This window comes from Candidatus Moraniibacteriota bacterium, from assembly GCA_035390125.1.
In the GTDB taxonomy this organism is placed as follows: Bacteria; Patescibacteriota; Minisyncoccia; order Moranbacterales; family GWC2-37-73; genus DAOOTD01.
Window position 1 is genome coordinate 19766 of sequence record DAOOTD010000002.1, and the last position, 17896, is coordinate 37661.

Consider the following 17896-nt stretch of genomic DNA (forward strand, 5'->3'; position numbering starts at 1 on the left):
CACTTCCTCTTCTTTTACAGTTTACTTTTAAAATTTTTAATTTAAAAATATTCACAGTTTTTCAATAAAAAATTATTGGATGCGATTATAATCATTCAGATTTCTTATTTCTACAAGAGTTTCTTGATTAATATTGTCTGGAGCTTTGTTTGGGTCAATATTTATTTTTAAAAATATTTTTATCAGGCGCACTTCAGACACATTTGCTGGGGTAGCAACAGGATTGTTAATAGTATCTGCGGGATAATCTCTATTGTAGTAAGAAAATACCGGTTCACTTGCTGTGTTAACAATATTTCTCCCTAATTCTATAGTTTCCCCATCTCCTGCTTGGTACGTAACAGGAAAAGTTGTTGAGGGGTTGCGTATTCCCATAAAAATTATTCCATTAGACAAATAAACATGCAGTCTTTCAACATCTCCGTCTTTATCATAATCAGAGTAAAAATTTATATAGTCATCTCCAGCTGAAATAATTGGATATGCTCCAGCATCTGATTGACAGGCTTTTCTTAAATATTTCGTAAGATCGCCTACGCTTCTTGAAACAATAAATGCTGCTCTGCCCATTTCTATAGAATAAGACTTGCTTTGCATAGTTTTAGAAAAAACTAATATAGTTGCCTGTATGCCCAAAAGGAAAAGAGTTATTGCTACAATAGTTTCAATAAGTGTAAGACCTTTTTTGTACTTAATATCTTTATTTTGCATTTTAATTATTTGTTAGTTGAACGCTTTTTTCAGTTAGACCATCTATTGTGACCGTAGTATTTTCTGTTTTGAAACCAGTAGCTTCTATTTTTAAATTATATTCTCCTGCTAATAAAACTACATTTTCATCTGGATAAAAAACAACACCTCTTAATGAACTTTTCTTTCCAGAAAAGATTTCATTATTTGAGCTATCCGTCATTGTAACACTTGCGTCTGCGATTGGATTTCCCTCACTATTAAATATCTTTAAAAATAAACTCTCTATTTCCTTATCAGCAACTTTAATAACATAAGACTCATCGCTTCCTGGATTGACAGGCATCGGAGAGACAGACGGATTAAAATCGATAAATTCATACTGGTCATTTGAACTCATTGTAACAGTATAATTTCCTGGACTTATATTTGAATATTTTTTTTCTCCACTTGTTTCTCCTGTTGTTCCTGTTTCGCTTTGCAAGCTAAATACATCTTTATAATAATAATTATCGTTACAATATTCACAACCTATAATTTTACCTCCTTCTATTGTAAATTCAACATTCCCAATCGTATTATTCTGACAATCGACAGTCTTTATAGTAAGGTTTGATAATTTATTTTGAATATAACTATAATTATTTAGTGAGCCCATTACCACACTGGCATTTTGGTAAATTGGAGTGAAAGTGGCTGTTGGACTCATAGTGTAAACTTCTTCATATCCACTTTTTGTTATTGTAAATTGATATCCACCAATAGAAGCTGGTGCTGAAGGAAAAAGTATGTGCCCCTCACTATTCGTCTGCATATTTGTGTTTATTGCAGGAGAAACTGAGTTATTAACTATATGAACTGATGCTTGGGATATGCTTATCCCTTCACTATTTGCAACATTAATAATTAATGGAGCGCCCCCTAGACTTGTTTCAAGACCGGGAGGAACAAAACGTGAAACGGAAGCAACTTCCTGAGCTTGAACACCACCTTGCCATGAAACCACTATCCTTACGATTTTATAGTCATTTGGTATTAAATCTTCGTTATTTATAGCTAGACCATCATAAGGATCGTCGTAATATTCAATTTGAGTATAAACATGAAATTGGTGACCACCTGATATTATATCTTCATCTTGCAAAATGTTCCCGACAGGAGCAACTCCTCCCTGAAGACCAATGTCTTCATAAGCCAAGTTTCTTATTGTTTCCATTTTCCCGTTTGCCAAAGCTACTGCTTCAAGCCTATTTTTTGAGTCAATTATATATTTTGATCCAATCATAAAAGTTGAATAAAAACCAGAAAAAACAACTGCCACTATAAACATAACCACTATGACTTCAGCGAGGCTAAATCCTTTTATTTTTTTGCTTAATCCATATCTCATAAACCTATACTAAATTTATAAAACAAATTTTTACACTGCAAACTTATATAAATTATTGATTTAAAAAAATAAATTTTTTATTTAATTTTATCCATAAGTGAATACATTGGTTGGAGCATGCCTACTGCAAAAAAACCAACAGCTGTCCCTATTAAAACCATTAGAACAGGCTCTATAATTGCAGACATATTTTTGGTCACTTGATCTATTTCATCTTCATAAAATTCAGCCAATTGCATCAAAACCGTTTCGGTTTTCCCCGTTTCTTCTCCAACCCTTACGATTTGTGAAACCATTATAGGAAAAATGTTTTGATTATCAGACAAAAATTTACTCAAACTTACACCCTGTTTAACTTCTTCAGAACTCTTGACAAGAGCTTGCTGATAATAATAATTTGTCAACGTATGTGAAATAATTTTAAGCGCTTCGACTGATCCAACTCCACTTCTTATCAGGGAACTGTATATTCTAGAAAAACGTGCACAATTTATTTTTTTTACAATAAGATTAATCATCGGAGCATTAATTAATATCCAGCTTAATACTATCTTGCCTATTTTTTTTCGAAAAAAATACTGCAAAAAAAATATAAAAAGAAACAAACCGCCTATTACTAGCAATCCATGGTCTCTTAAGACATTGCTCAAGCTTATAATAAATTTAGTAATTGCTGGCAATTCTGCATCCATGTCTTCAAAAACTTTTATAAGCTTAGGAAGCACAAAAATAAGCATTAAAATGCCTATAGCTATCATGACTATAAGAATAACAGCAGGATAAACCATTGCTCCTTTTATTTTACTTTTTAAATCATGTTCCTTTTCCAGTTGCACTGCTACAATTTTAAGAACTTCATCTAGATTACCTGCCTTTTCACCCACACTAACCATATTTACAAATAATTCTCCAAAAACATTGGGATATTTAGCCAAACCCTCACTTAGGTATTTGCCACTCTGAGTTTCATTGAAAATGTCCGTTAAGATTTTCTTAAATTTCTTATTTGTAGTCTGAATTGATAAATTTTCAATAGCACGAGAAATAGTGATTCCAGATGCAAACATAATTCCAAGATTTCTGGCAAAAATTAATTTTTCCCTTAAGGGAATAGTCTGAAAATCATTCAGTAATCTTGTGCTTATTTTTTCACTCTTTTTTTCATCAACTACTTTTATTGAAGTTACCAAAAGACCTTCACTGCGCAATTGCTGGGCAAGGTTTTTTTCATTTTGAGAAATTATTTCACCATTTTTTAATTCTCCCTTATAATCTCTGGCTGTGTAGATAAATTTTGGCATATAAAATTAATTATGCTTTTTCTTTAAAATATTTATTGAAAATAGAGATTGCCAAAAAAATAAAAATTTATAAACCTTCTTTATTCTTTAGTCACTCTGATAACTTCTTCGAGCGAAGTTGTGCCCTGAACGGCTTTTATAAAACCGTCTTCGTTCATGGTTCTCATGCCTTTTTCTTTAGCTTTCTGTTCAATAACATCTGATGTAGCATTGGATGTTACAAGTCTCCCCATTTCCTCATCCATTTCGAGAACCTCAAAAATTCCTATGCGTCCATGATAGCCTTCATTATTGCATTGTTCACATCCTTTTGCGCGATAAAATTTTATATCTTTCCAAGTGCTTTCTTTATTGACTATACCTTTTAATTCTGGAACATTTTTTAAAAATGATAATAATCTATCTATTTCAAAACTGGACTTTAGTATTTTTATTTCTTTGTCATTTAACATATATGTAGTCTTGCACTCATTGCATAATTTTCTCACAAGTCGCTGTCCAATAATCACATTAACTGTAGATGCAATCAAAAAGGCTTCTGCCCCCATATCTAAAAGACGTGGCAAGGTTGCAGCCGCGCTGTTTGTGTGAAGCGTTGAGAGTACAAGGTGACCTGTCATAGCAGATTCTATGGCTATTTGCATAGTTTCCCCATCACGAATTTCTCCGATCATAATAATGTCTGGATCCTGACGCAAAAGAGAGCGCAGTGCCGTAGCAAATGTCATCCCAATTTTTGGATTTACTTGTGTCTGATTAATATGAACCATACGATATTCAATAGGATCTTCAACTGTACTTATGTTTACTTCTGGCTTATTCAATATATCCATAACAGTATATAGGGTTGTTGTTTTCCCACTTCCAGTCGGTCCAGTTACTAATATCATTCCATTGGGTCTTTTTATGCTTTTGTGTACTATTTCCAGGGCGTTGCCAATTAAGCCCATCTTTTCGAGCGTTAAACCCTTTGAACTTTCATCAAGCAAGCGCATCACTATTTTTTCACCATCAAAAACAGGTATTATACTTACACGAAATGAGATTTTAATCCCTTCTTTTTCAATTTTAAACCTCCCATCTTGTGGTAATCTATGTTCATCAAGTTTGAGATTGGATAATACTTTTATACGAGCTACTAAACCATCAATTATTTGTTTTGGCAAAGTCATGGCATCATGAAGTATTCCATCAATACGATATCTCACACGCACTTCTTTTTCGTCAGGTTCTACATGAATATCACTAGCTGATTGTAAAATGGCGTGTTTAATTAAAGTATCTACAATTCTTATAATAGGTAGGTCTTGAGCTATTTTTTCTAAGTCATTATCATCTGATTCAGCTGCAATTTCTGCTGACTTTTTATTTATAATGTCACTAAATTCAGCTTTCAGGCTTTTTTCATATTGCTTCAATATAGCAGCAATACTTTCATCATTTGTGAGACAAGGTATGATTTTTAACCCTGTTTTTTTTCTCATAAAATCGATTGTTTGCAGATCATCTGGATTTTTCATGGCTACTTTAAGATTTTTTCCATCTTTCTCGAAAGCAACTATGCTATATTTTTTTGCAATAGGTTCTGGAATTATTTGCAAAACTTCAGATTTTATAGATTCTTTCTCAAGATCTACATATGGAATGCCTAATATATAAGCATAAAGCTTTCTCAGCTCTATTTCAGTTATCAGCTTTTTCTCCACCAATAAATCTCCCAATCTTTTATTGGATTTAGAAGCTTCCTTAAAATTATCCTCGACAACTTTTCCTTCAATCAAATTTGAGTCCAGAAGGAAAGCCTTGAGTTGAACATTCTCTACTTGCATATTTGATTTTTGTTTTTGATTTTTTCTAATTCCTTAAGTAAATACGGAAAAGTTTTTTGTTTATTTTATGCAACATTATTCAATGCTTAAAGTGTCTTTTATTTTTTTTGTTATTTCCTCAAGTTTATAATCAGCTTTAACTAAATATGTGGTTGCTCCCAAATCCAAAGCTTTCTGTACATTAGAAATGTTATCAAGATTTGTAAGAATTATTACCGGGATATGTTTTGTTTTTTTATTTTCTTTAATGTTTTTCAAAACTTCATAACCATCTTTTTTAGGCAAGATAATGTCAAGTACAACAAGGTCTGGATTTCTGGATAAAACCATCCTCACTCCATTTTCACCATCTGAAGCAAGTTCAGTATTAAAACCTTCACTGTCAAGGTATGCCGCTAATGATTTTTGAAGAGATAAATCATCTTCGATAATTAAAATTTTTTTAGCCATAATATTTTTTATAATATGAACGATGTTGATTTAAAAATTTTTTTAATCTACATATTATCATAATCTAATTAGTGATTTGCATTTTTATTCCACGATGGTAAAACAAAATAAAATTCTGATCCGACATTCTCAATAGAGTCAAACCAGATTGACCCACCTGATTGTTCTACTATGTTTTTTGTTATATACAAGCCCAAGCCCGTTCCTTCTGTTCTGTTTTTAGATGAGTTATTACTACGGAAAAACTTCTCAAAAATATTACACTGTTCTGATTTCGGAATCCCTATGCCATTATCTCTAACAATGACTTGTATCATTCCCCCTTTCTTCTCTAGGATAATTTCAACTTTTCCTTTTTCTTTTGAATATTTAATTGCATTTGAAATAAGATTATCCAAAACAACAGTTATGCGTCTTTTATCACCAATAATATCTGGTTTTTTGGTTTTTATAACTTTTTTTATTTCTACATTATAGGATAAAGCAAGCTCTTTTTGAGATTCTATAGCTTCTTCAATTAATTTTTCCATGTTTAGCCTATCTTTCGATAAAACTAAGTTTCTTTGATCAATTCTAGCAACATCCAATAGGTCGTTTATCAATCTCTCCATTTTTTTACCCGAATAAGAAATTTCTTTTATTATTTCATCTTGCTTTTTAGTCAATCCTGAAGAAAATTTAGATAAAAGCAATTCTATTTCCCATTTTATTTCAGAAATTGGCGTTTTTAGCTGATGAGAAGCAATTGAAATAAACTCGCTTTTCATTTTATTTGATTTTGCTGCTTCCTCAACACTTTTTATTATAAAATTTCCAATAGTGAATAATATCATTACAACCATTGACTCACTCAAAACCAAAACTTCTATCGAATTATAGTAATTAGAAATTACATATACTCCAGTCATAGCAGCGATAATTATTATTCCCATAACAACAAATAGGAAATTAGGCGTCTGCCAAATACTTACGCCAAGTTCATCAGCCTGTTTTTTCAGATTAAATTCGTTTAAAATCCGCCTTGTTATTGATTTCTTTTTTTTGCTATAAGACAGCTTTTTCATGCATTTATTATAACATATAAAATTAAAAGTGGCTAAATATGAATCTAAATAAAAAATAGCGATAATAAATCGCTATTATATATCCATGATTTTCAAGAAATTTTTATATTTTAAATTCAACAACTTCTCCATCTTGCATAATATGTTCTTTTCCTACTGTTTTTATCTCCCCTAATTCTTTAGCTTTTACCCATGAACCTATTTTTAATAAACTATCCCACATAATAACGTCAGCGCGTATGAATTTTTCTTGAAAATCAGTATGAATGGCTGCGCCAGCTTCAGGCGCAGTTGAACCCTTTTTTATCGTCCAGGCACGTGATTCATCTTTTCCGGTTGTTAGAAATGTTATAAGCCCCAATAAATCATAAGCAGCTACAATCAGATTTGAGATACGAGAGTTGAGGCTAAGCTCTTTTTGATCGTCTGCACTCATATCTATCAATTCTTCTTCTATCTTTATGTCTAATTTAACATGCTTTCTTTTTTCTAGCTCACCCAACAGCTTTTCTTCAGTATCTGCAACATTATAAACATACAAAAATGGCTTCATAGTGAGAAGTGACATTTCGCGTATAACAATCTTGCTACTTTCATCTCCAGAAGATGAGTTTACTATTTTCAGCATCCCGTCAGTTTCATTAGCTAATTTTCCACTCTCTAAAGTCATTTTTATTTTTCTGACAATTTCCAATTGTCTATCGACTCCTTTTTTATTACCTTTCATCTCTTTCTCTAATCTTGATTCTGTCTTATTTACTGTTTCCAGATCAGCTAAAATAAGTTCTGTGTTAATTACTTCAATATCTCCCAATGGGTCAATTTTATTACTAACATGAGTAATTTTTTCATTCTGAAAAACACGAACAACTTGAGCGATAGCATCAACTTCGCGAATATTGGCTAAAAACTTATTGCCAAGGCCTTCGCCTTCGGAAGCACCTTTAACAATCCCGGCTATATCCACGAATTCAACCACAGCTGGAACAATTTTTTCAGATTTTGACATTTCGGCTAATTTTTCCAGACGTTCATCTGGAACTTTAACTACTCCGACATTAGGTTCGATTGTGCAAAACGGATAATTGCTTGTATCAACAGGATTTTTAGTTAAAGCTTTAAAAAGAGTTGATTTTCCAACATTAGGTAATCCTACTATTCCAATTTTTAGAGACATAGTTTTTTAATTTTACCTTTTCTTCTTAAAGCAAAATGAGTGTGACATATTTTTTTTCTATTTTTTTCATTCGCTAAAAATCCTTTATATAAAATTTCAATGCTAGGATCCTTATGCGACTCACGTCGCTTATTTTTCCTGTCAGCTTGGTACAATCCATTTATTCTTGCTTTTCTAATTTCATCATCAACTGGCAGCGGCTGTCCGCCTCCAGCAATGCAACCACCAGGACAAGCCATAATTTCCACGCAATTATATTTTTCTGGATATTTTTTAATTTCCGCCAATATTTTTTTAACATTTTCTATGCCATTAACCGCTGCAAATCTTAATTTTTTACCTTCAAGAGTTAATTCCAGCTCTTTAATTCCGGCAAATTCATGAATTTCCTTGAATTCAAGATTTTCCAGGCTTTTTCCGGTTATTTTAGCATAAGCTGTCCGAATAGCTGCTTCCAAAACTCCTCCACTGGCTCCAAATATTTCTCCGGCACCCGTAAATGTACCCATAACATCATTATCTTCTTCGCTTGGTTCAATATTTGGAAAATCAATATTAAATTCCTTTAATAATTTTGCAAACTCCCTATTAGTAATAGTTATATCAATAGGATATAGGCCATTAACCTTCAATTCTTTACGTGTAATTTCAAATTTTTTGGCAGTGCATGGCATAATAGAAACCACGATAATTTCTTTTGAATTTATTTTTTCCTTTTCGGCCCAATAAGTCTTGATTAAACCTCCTAAAATTGCCTGTGGAGAACGTACTGAAGTCAGGTTGCCGACAAAATCTTTTTCATAGAATTCAACATATTTTACCCAGGCCGGACAGCAAGAAGAAAACATGACTTCTTTTTTGTTATTTATGATTTTTTTAATAAGCTCTTCCGATTCTTCCATAATCGTCACGTCTGCGCCGAAGCTGGTATCGAAAACCTTATAAGCCCCGATTTTTTTTAGAGCAGAAAATATTTTTTGAGTTACAACCTCACCGGGAAGCATGCCAAATTCCTCTCCAATACTCACTCTAATTGATGGAGCAAACTGAAAAACTACTTTTTTCTTTTTTTCTAACAATAATTTTTTAACTTTTTGATAATCTTCAACTTCATAAAGCGCTCCTGTTGGACAATGAACAATGCATTGCCCACAATAGATGCAGTCCCTATTTTTTTCTTTTGAAGGGGTTATTTCAAAATCAAGCTTCTTTTCTTTGGTTGCCAAAAATCCGCCATTGGTCTGTTTGGCGCACATCTCCAGGCAATTTTCACAGTTTATGCATTTCTTTTGGTCTAAAATAATTGAGGGACCAAACTGGAATCTGGGTAGCTTTTTTTTACGATTAGAATGTTTCTTGATGTCAGGGTTATATTTTTCTGAAATATAGTGCAGATTGCAGCTACTCATGCGCTTGCATTTTTCACAATCATCGTCATGCTGCGCCAAAAGAAGTTCCAGATTTATTTTGACTGTTTTTTGAACCAATGGAGTGTCTGTAAAAATTTTCATTCCCGGTTTAGCAACCAAAGAACAGGCAGTTTTCAGATTTTTATCTCCCTCAACTTCAACCATGCACAGGCGGCAGCTCTCATGCGGTTTCAGGTCGCTATGATAACAAAGGGCCGGAATAAATATGCCGTTTTTTTTGGCGACTTTCAAAACTGTATCACCTTCATTGAACTCTAATTCTTTATTATTTATATATATTTTTAATTTATCCATTTTTTTATTTTTATAAATTACAAATACTTGTTTTAGCGTAGAAAATTTTATTTTTTAGGCTCGTACCTACTGGAACGGAGGGCTGAAAAATAAAATTTTCTACGCTATTTGCTAAAAATTATTTTTTTAATATTTTACTTATTAAAGTTTTGTAAGGATTGGCCATCCCCTTGCCTAATGGACAGAAGGAAGTTTTTTCCAGAGATAAAAATAATTCCTCTATTTTTTGATAATCTACTTTTTTATTATTTATCATTTCCAGTATGCGGAGCGACCCTTCACGGCAAGGCGTGCATTTATCGCAGTTTTCTTCGGCATAAAACTGCGCCCAAAATTTCATAAGCTTTATGGGATCGGTTTTTTTTCTGTCAAAAATAACAATAGAAGCTACTCCGCGCTTAGGCATATTCAGCTCTTCAGGCAGAAAAATTTCGCCAGCTGCTCCGCCTCCAATTTGCGCAAAAAAATCAAACTCAGGCCAGTTGCCTGTTTCTTCTAAAACTTTTTTGATTGGATAATCTTCTGGAAATTCAAAAACTCCTTTGTTTTTTACATTGCCAGAAATGGAAAAAAATGCTTTTCCTTCATATTTTTCATTCTCAATTTCATAGACACGATAAAAAGTTTCGATATTATTTATTAAAGTCGGCAAATTATAAAGTCCGGATTGGGTAGGATATGGCGGCTTTGAGCGAGGCTCTATGCGTTTGCCTTCAATATGAGACAAAAGTCCTGTTTCTTCGCCGGCAATATATTTTCCCGTTTTTCTGAAATAAGTTATGGGAAAACCCTGGCTGAATTTTTCCAAATTTTTTTTGTACTTATCGTAATATTTGTGGTTCAGATAAATAATAGCTTCGGAATTAGTAAATGTTTTTAGCGCTATTTTAATGCCTTCAATAAACTCTTCCGGATGATTTTTTAATATAAACTCATCTTTAAAAACTGACGGTTCTCCTTCCGAACCATTGGCGATTATGTATATTTTTTTACCTTCTTCTTTTTTCACAGCTTCCCATTTCATCCAAGTTGGAAAATCAGCCCCACCACGGCCCAGTAAATTAGCTTTTTTTATTTCAGTTATAATGTCTTTTTTCATATTTTTTTGATTTAATCATTTTTTGTAAAATTAATGCTAATGCACAACCCACTATAGCTGTGTATATCTGTAAAACGCCCATAGAAGTTGCAAATATGTCAGGTAAAACATTGGATTTTATTAGCATAACAGTTGGCAAATATAAAACCGTAAATTTAATTGCAATACTGGTGAGCAGAGAAAAATATTTGTTCCAATTTTGCTTAAAGTGCATATACTTAAAGGCAAAAACCAAGAGCAAATTTCCAATCCAGATAAATGGAATAGTATATATCAGAAAATAAGTGAATTGACCAAAAATCAAGCCACGCGACAAAACTGCTATGCTTGGCAATAATATTATCGGCAAAGTTTTATAGCCTTTCAAATTAAAAGCTGTCATAAACAGCAGCATATTAACAACAACCCCCACAACAACTTGAGGATGACCAATAGAAAAAGGTAATAAAAAAGCTACAATGGAAAACACAAGGCACTGCATTTCTTCGCTTATTTTTTCCATTTTAATCTCTCTAAGCTTTAGTGCTTCAATTAAAACATCCATTTTTTATTTTTATTTAAATGTTTAATTATTTTTTATCTAAAATGACAATGATTTTCGGCATCTTTTTAAAAGCCCATTCCTATAGTTAACTTTACGATAAATTACTGAAATAGGCAATCGGGATTTTTTGCTTTATATTTACCTGCTATTATTTGTGCAAAATACTAAACACGGTATACTGATTGTATGAATTATATTCTTATACATTATGGAGAGATTGCGCTAAAAGGCAAAAACCGTAATTATTTTGAGTCGCAATTAATAAAAAATATCAAAAATCAGCTGGGGTTTTTTGCTCCAGAAAGCTTTGGCAGTGTTTCCAAAACTTCAGGCGGGATACTGATAAAATTAAATGAAATAGGCACAAAAAATAAAGATAAAATAAAAGAGGCGTTGATGTGCATTTTTGGAATATCTAATTTCTATTTTGCAACCGATATTCCGCAAAATATTGAAAAAATTAAAAAAGCTTGCTGGGATATGATAAAATCTTATGGCATAAAAAAGGATTTTAAAACTTTTCGTATCAGAGCCCAACGATCAGATAAACAGTTTAAATTAACTTCCCAGCAGATAAATGAGCAGGTTGGTGAATATATCTATGAAAAATTGGATAGAAAAAAATCGGTAAACTTAAAAAAACCAGATCTTGAAATTTTTATAAATATAATTAATAAAACAATACTTCTGTCCTTAGAAAAAAATCAGGGACTAGTTGGCATGCCAGTTGGCACCGGTGGCAAAGCCATGGTTTTAATGTCTGGCGGATTTGATTCTCCGGTAGCCGCCTGGTTTCTTCTGAAACGCGGGGTTAACGTGCAATTTGCTCATTTTCATTCCATGCCTTATACATCCAAAGCTTCTGTTGAAAAAGTTGCTAGTTTAATTAAGACATTAAAAAAATTCGGCTCTTCCGGAATTATGTATTCTATTCCTTTTGCTGATGTGCAAAAAGAAATCATGATGAAAACTCCAGCCCCCCTGCGAGTTATTCTTTATAGAAGATTTATGATCCGCATTGCTGAAGCTTTGGCTAAAAAAGAAAAATGCTTGGCACTTATCACCGGCGACAGTGTCGGACAGGTTGCTTCGCAAACTTTAGAAAATATTTTAGCAGTCAACGAAGCTGCGGCTTTGCCAGTTTTTCGTCCACTGATCGGAATGGACAAGGAAGAAATTATGCAAAAAGCCAGAGAAATTGGGACTTATGATATTTCCAAACTTCCGCATGATGACTGCTGCACGCGCCTTATGCCAAAAAATCCAGAAATCCGAACAAAATTAAATGATATTTTGGAAGCTGAAAAAAGTTTGAATATAAAAAAAATAGTTGAAGATACTTTAGCTAAAACTAAAAAGATTGAAATAAACTAATAACCTTATTTAACAACTCTTTTTAATAATGGTGTGATGCGCGTAGTGATTTCGTAATTTATGGTTCCCAAGTGCTTAGCCAGTTCTTCAGCTGTAACTTCTTCCTTGCCTTGCCTACCTAAGAGGACAACTTCGTCCTCGTTTTTTATGCTTTTAATATGAGTTACATCAACTACAAACATATTCATAGCTACCCTGCCTAAAACACTGCAGCGTTGTCCTTGAATCAAAACTTCCCCTTTATTGGATAACCCGCGGTCATATCCATCGCTATATCCCTGCGGAATTATTGCTACTTTAGTTGGCTTTTTGGTTACGTATGTCAAACCATAACCTATGTAATGATTTTTAGGCAGTATTTTGACTTGTGCAACATGAGTTACCCAGCGCATAACTGCTTTTAATCTCAAGCCTTGTTTCTCAAATCTTTTTCTCAAATCTTCCGACGGCCACATTCCATAAAGACTTATGCCTAGCCTGATTAATTCCGACTTGCCTTCATTATTTTCATAAACCATTACTCCAGAACTGGCAGAAATATGGGTTTTAAAGTTTTTATACTCGTTTTTCTGAAATATTTTTATAGCTTGATTAAATATTTCCAGCTGTTTTTGCGCATGAGAAAAATCTGTTGTATCTTCTATGTTGGCAAAATGGGCATAAACACCATCTACTATAATGTTTTTGCACTTTTTGAGAATTTTTATAATTTCTGGAAAATCTTTCAATAAAACTCCCTGCCGTCCCAGAGCTGCATCTATTTTTATATGTACAATAGCTTTCTTTTTTATTTTTTTAGCAACAGCATTTAAGGACAAGATTTGATCTTTATTATAAACACATAAAATTCCTTTTAATTTCAGGGCTTCTGCTAGTTCATTTTTTGATACATAACCAAAAACAAGAATCTTTTTTTTAGAAACCTGACGCAAGCTCCTCAATTCCTCAATATCATCAACCTGGAAATAGTCGGCTTCTTTTTCTAAAATTTTAGCTACAATATTTTGCCCATGTCCATAAGCATTAGCTTTGATAACGGCCGCTATTTTTACTCCTGGTTTCACAAGCGATTTCATCGCTCGAAAATTATGGAATAGATTTTTTTTGGATATTTCAATATATGAAAGCATACTATCAAATTTTAATTTTAAATTAATGTGTGGTGGACCTAGGCGGAATCGAACCGCCGTTCGTACAACTCGCCCCAACACCAATTTTAATAAATGTGGACTGTAGGAGAGTTGAACTCCTGACCTCAGCAATGCGAATGCTGCGCTCTACCAACTGAGCTAACAGCCCAAATATTGGTGTGGGGGTAAAAATGTACTGTTCTGCCACTATACTATAGGCCCATTCTGTGTCCTTAGGAGGACTCGAACCTCCGACTTCTTGGACCGGAACCAAGCGCTCTAATCCACTGAGCTATAAGGACAAGGTAGGTAAAAATTACCAATAGTTACTATTAAATTATAACTTATCCTTTATTTGTTTTATTACAAAAAACAGGGCTACACAAGCCCTAGCATTGATAAGGTTTTGTTTATATCATTTTCTGCAGTCTGCAACTGCATTGCTGCCTTTGCAACTAATTTGGTATAATGATTCGTCATAACCTCCGGAATAAAGTTCTCCTGTTCCTTTTGAACCATAATTAATATATTCTTTTTTATAATTTCCAGGAATAGTGGATGTAGGATTTGTATATTGGGTCCCATTGTTATTATTAATAATTTCTTTCGAATTATTAATAACTGTGATTTGTTGTTCTCCTTTTTCGGCCTGATAGGAAAACTGTTTGCTATCATCGCTGAATTGAAAGTTTGTTATTTCAGAATAAACCTTACCCTCTTGCTGGTTAACAACAACAAAAGATCCTTCCTCTACGACTACTTTAAAGGCGATCTGTTGGCTGTCTGGGCTAAAAACTAAATAAGTTAATCCATTTTTTGTGCCTAGCTTTCCAATTTCATCGTAAACCTTACTTATTTTGTCATCCAATACCGCCACGAATTTTTTCTCTTTTTCTGCTATATAGGCTATATGATTTCCGTCTGGACTAAAAACAATGCTTATTATTTTTTCATAAGGAACACCTTTAGGGACACCGTCAATAACAATATAAGTTTGGCCATCAAGAATTCCACTAAAGGCAATTTTTTCTCCATCTAAACCGAAAGCTAAGCTTCCTATCTCATCATAAGCTTCGCTTTCTTGGCCGTTTATAATATAAACCCATTTATCATCCTTTCTGATCTTATAAACACTACTTTTAGATTCTGAACTGAATGACATTTTAGTTTCTTCACTTCCACCATCAATGCCATTTGAGACATTATTGATTCCATTATTGTGATTCTGGTTTTTCCTCGCAGAGTCATATTGCTTATTTTTAAAAATAAAAAATAGACATGCAAGTACCGAAATTATGGCTAATGCAGATAAGACAAGAACAATTGTTTTATTTTTTGTTTTTAATTCCATATGTTTTTTTCATTATACCACAAATTGTGATTATTCGCTTGAATATAAAAACAAGCCTAATAATAAAGGCTTTGTTTTTATTTTTTTGAACTCAGCATAACCGGTTGCTAAATAAAATAAGATAATTTTTAAAGTCCGGTATTTTTAAATTTATCCAAACATTAGCCATTCGGGTTTAAAAATTAGCAAAAAACCTATGATGATCATAAGGATTCCCCCAATAAAATGAGACCACCTGCTGTATCTGGTCGTAATTCCAGTCATCTGTAAAGTTGCCATCGCAATAAAAAAGACAATCAAGTCATCCAGCATAAAAAAGAATACATAGACTAAAATATAAAGGTAGTATTGCCACTTGGCCAAATTGCTTAAAGCTAAAACTTGAGTATAAACAGCGGGCAGTCCAGCTGAACAAATCAATTCCACAAGGTTAACTGCAAAAGCCAGGATTATTATGCCCACAAGTGCCAAATAAAAACTTTCTTGCTGGGTTATGTTTTTTAGTTTTTGAAAAATTTTTTGTCTTTTTTCAGATCTTGTGACCTTGCAACTTTGATCTTTGTTTGCAAAATATTCTTTCAAATTATACCCACCACCAGCCAAAGCAACAGCTCCTATAAATAATCTTACCCAGACAATCATTCCGATAAACAAAATAAGATTAAGCCAAGCCGCCATAAAAAGAAAATAAACGGAAGCTGAAGCTACGATAAAAGCACTGCCTAAAATGAACATGCGCTTTTTGTCTCCCATTCCCAAAAGCAAACTAATGAGAAAAAGCAATGACCACATAGCGCAGGGATTAAATCCGTCCAACACTCCCAGAATAATTGTCAGGATCGGCAAGGAAAAATTTTTTATTTCAATTTCCCCCAAAAAAGGAACTGTGATTTTTTCAGGAAGAGATGTGATTTCTTTCTTTGTTTTGTTTTCATTTTCTTTTGAGCCTGAAACGCCAATCTCAGCTCCAATATCACGGCAACCGTTGTTTATAGCACATTTTATAGCATCTTCAATTTGCGTTCCGGTATAAGATTCGTCCACCCAGCCTGTTACGTATTTTTCACCTATAACTGTAAAAGGAACGCCTCTGACGTCTGCGTTGAGTTTTTCCCCAAATTGAATCATCAAATCACGGTTTTCTTTGCTTCCCCATACTTCATATGATTGGATCTCTACTTGCGGATATTTTTTTGTGATTTTATCCAAAAAAGGCTTTTCCTTTTCACAATGAGGACACCCTTTCCCCCAAAAAAAGTAGATAGTGATTTCTTTTTCTGTTGCTTTATTGGAAAAAGGAAGAGCGTCTTGAGCTGAGGTGTTTTGAAGAGGTAAAAACAAAAAAACAAAGAAGGTTATAAAAAGTATTTTTTTTATGATATTGAAATTCATAATAGTTTATTTTTCTTTGTGTTCTTTTATATTTTTCGAGTAATTCTTACTTTAAAATCTTAATATTTTTGAGCATTATTCTTTCACTGTCTTTATTAAAAAAATAAAAATAGTAAAATTCTTATCAAGCTCATCCTTTTTTGCTATTTCTTTGTCGGTAGCTGCAGATAGTCTTAGAATTATATTTATAGAAAGGAGTTAGTATGTTTGTATACCATATTTAAGTTAATAATCCAAAACTTGTGAACTTTCATAATTTATAATCAAAACTAAAATTTATATTCAACTTTTTATTTATATAGTTTAATTATAGCATAATATTAAAAAATTATAGCAAACTTAGCACAAAGTAAACAAAAAAAGCCAAGCCAATACCTAATACAAACATTTTGATGTCTCTGTGTTTAAAGCTTTCAGGAAGAAGTTCATGAAGTGATATAAAAAGCATAGCTCCAGCTGCTAAACACAATAAGGCTGGGTTGAAATTCCGAAAACTAGTAAGCAAGCTGATTCCCAAAATAGCTCCAAGAAAAGTAGCCAGTACGGAAAATATGGCTGCTATGAAACAAAAGTTATTTCTACCCGGTTTTATCTGTGATAATGTTAAAATGTATCCTTCGGGAATGTTATGCAAAAAAGTAGCTATTACAACCATAAATCCAAGCGAGACTGAATGGCCAAAAGAGCTTGGAATAGCAAAGCCTTCGGGAAAATCATGAAGCACAAGACCAATAGCAATGAGATAAGATATCTTTATTAAACATTTTCCCTTACAATCCTTGATCTCTTTCATTGAATGTAAATGCGGAATAACCAGGTTGGATATCCAAATTATGAAAGCTCCAAGCATAACCCAAAAAATCAAACTTTTTATATCGATATCTTTGAAAGCAGTCGGGATAAGTTCAAAAACTGATATTAAAATCATCAGGCTGGCAGAAAAACTCGCGCTAATAATAATATTCTTTTTTGTTTTCTTAAAAAGACTGCCCAAAAAAACTCCTATTAAAGTAGCCAGGCCAGATAAACTAGCCAGGATTAATATATTTACATTAGACATAAATAAGGCATGCTTTTTTTATTCTTCAATTCTTAATGCTTTTCCCTTAACAATTGCTTCTGCAATTTTAATTCTGGCAGAAGACAAAATCCGCTGAAAAGTGCTCTGCGAAGTATTCATTTTTTCAGCTGCTTCAGTTTGCTCCAGCCCATCAAAATCCTTAAGCTTTACCGCTTCCATTTCCTCTTTGCTTAAAACAATCTCTTCTAAATTATGCATTGGGATTCCCTGGGGCTTAAAGTAATGTGCTTTAGGCCTAAAATGAAGACGCCTGCAAATTCTTGGTCTTACCATATATTTATTATTTTACTGAGTTAATAT

The 17896-nt window shown here is 33.0% G+C and carries 16 protein-coding genes and 2 tRNA genes; 1 reads left to right on the top strand and 17 read right to left on the bottom strand.

Going from position 1 to position 17896, the window contains the following annotated elements:
* Window positions 1-72: 72 nt before the first annotated feature.
* The 10 genes from PLR68_01920 to PLR68_01965 all read right to left on the bottom strand — a co-directional run bounded on the left by PLR68_01920 (window position 73) and on the right by PLR68_01965 (window position 11268).
* Entirely contained in the window at window positions 73-711 is a 639-nt protein-coding gene (locus tag PLR68_01920) for a hypothetical protein (GenBank protein ID HOW60489.1), read from the bottom strand.
* Between the two features lies 1 nt (window position 712).
* Entirely contained in the window at window positions 713-2080 is a 1368-nt protein-coding gene (locus PLR68_01925; GenBank protein HOW60490.1) for a prepilin-type N-terminal cleavage/methylation domain-containing protein, read from the bottom strand.
* Between the two features lie 77 nt (window positions 2081-2157).
* A complete protein-coding gene (locus tag PLR68_01930) occupies window positions 2158-3381 on the bottom strand; it encodes a type II secretion system F family protein (protein HOW60491.1) in 1224 nt (407 codons plus the stop codon).
* Between the two features lie 80 nt (window positions 3382-3461).
* Window positions 3462-5210 carry an ATPase, T2SS/T4P/T4SS family gene (locus tag PLR68_01935; protein ID HOW60492.1) on the bottom strand — a complete coding sequence of 583 codons (1749 nt, stop codon included), beginning with the start codon at window positions 5208-5210 and terminating at the stop codon, window positions 3462-3464.
* Between the two features lie 75 nt (window positions 5211-5285).
* Window positions 5286-5660, bottom strand: a complete 375-nt coding sequence (locus PLR68_01940; protein ID HOW60493.1) for a response regulator — start codon at window positions 5658-5660, stop codon at window positions 5286-5288.
* A gap of 68 nt (window positions 5661-5728) precedes the next feature.
* Complete coding sequence (locus tag PLR68_01945; GenBank protein HOW60494.1) at window positions 5729-6724, bottom strand: HAMP domain-containing sensor histidine kinase; 996 nt, start codon at window positions 6722-6724, stop codon at window positions 5729-5731.
* A gap of 103 nt (window positions 6725-6827) precedes the next feature.
* Window positions 6828-7901 (bottom strand): redox-regulated ATPase YchF, encoded by a 1074-nt coding sequence (gene ychF, locus PLR68_01950; GenBank protein HOW60495.1) that lies wholly within the window; start codon window positions 7899-7901, stop codon window positions 6828-6830.
* Window positions 7892-9625, bottom strand: coding sequence for a [FeFe] hydrogenase, group A (locus PLR68_01955; GenBank protein ID HOW60496.1), 1734 nt, complete (start codon window positions 9623-9625; stop codon window positions 7892-7894). Before PLR68_01955 ends, ychF begins: the two co-directional genes overlap by 10 nt.
* Before the next feature lie 118 nt (window positions 9626-9743).
* Complete coding sequence (locus PLR68_01960; GenBank protein ID HOW60497.1) at window positions 9744-10724, bottom strand: NADH-ubiquinone oxidoreductase-F iron-sulfur binding region domain-containing protein; 981 nt, start codon at window positions 10722-10724, stop codon at window positions 9744-9746.
* Window positions 10702-11268: a hypothetical protein gene (locus tag PLR68_01965; GenBank protein ID HOW60498.1), complete on the bottom strand. Its 567-nt coding sequence runs from the start codon at window positions 11266-11268 to the stop codon at window positions 10702-10704. The genes PLR68_01960 and PLR68_01965 overlap by 23 nt, the downstream gene beginning before the upstream one ends.
* A gap of 186 nt (window positions 11269-11454) precedes the next feature.
* Between PLR68_01965 and thiI the strand changes: the two genes are divergently transcribed.
* Entirely contained in the window at window positions 11455-12642 is a 1188-nt protein-coding gene (thiI, locus tag PLR68_01970; GenBank protein HOW60499.1) for a tRNA uracil 4-sulfurtransferase ThiI, read from the top strand.
* A gap of 5 nt (window positions 12643-12647) precedes the next feature.
* On the opposite strand, the gene alr is transcribed toward thiI, so the two are convergent.
* From alr to PLR68_02005, 7 genes are all read right to left on the bottom strand, one after another.
* The gene (gene alr / locus PLR68_01975) at window positions 12648-13772 is read right to left on the bottom strand and encodes an alanine racemase (protein ID HOW60500.1); all 1125 of its coding nucleotides are present in this window, start codon (window positions 13770-13772) and stop codon (window positions 12648-12650) included.
* A 96-nt stretch (window positions 13773-13868) separates the two neighbouring features.
* Window positions 13869-13941 (bottom strand) — tRNA-Ala (locus PLR68_01980).
* Window positions 13942-14000: 59 nt separating this feature from the next.
* Window positions 14001-14074 (bottom strand) — tRNA-Arg (locus PLR68_01985).
* Between the two features lie 113 nt (window positions 14075-14187).
* Entirely contained in the window at window positions 14188-15123 is a 936-nt protein-coding gene (locus PLR68_01990) for a hypothetical protein (GenBank protein HOW60501.1), read from the bottom strand.
* Window positions 15124-15273: 150 nt separating this feature from the next.
* A complete protein-coding gene (locus tag PLR68_01995) occupies window positions 15274-16515 on the bottom strand; it encodes a thioredoxin family protein (GenBank protein ID HOW60502.1) in 1242 nt (413 codons plus the stop codon).
* A 328-nt stretch (window positions 16516-16843) separates the two neighbouring features.
* The gene (locus PLR68_02000) at window positions 16844-17575 is read right to left on the bottom strand and encodes a ZIP family metal transporter (protein ID HOW60503.1); all 732 of its coding nucleotides are present in this window, start codon (window positions 17573-17575) and stop codon (window positions 16844-16846) included.
* 18 nt (window positions 17576-17593) lie between these two features.
* A complete protein-coding gene (locus PLR68_02005; protein HOW60504.1) occupies window positions 17594-17869 on the bottom strand; it encodes a DUF134 domain-containing protein in 276 nt (91 codons plus the stop codon).
* Window positions 17870-17896 lie beyond the last annotated feature (27 nt).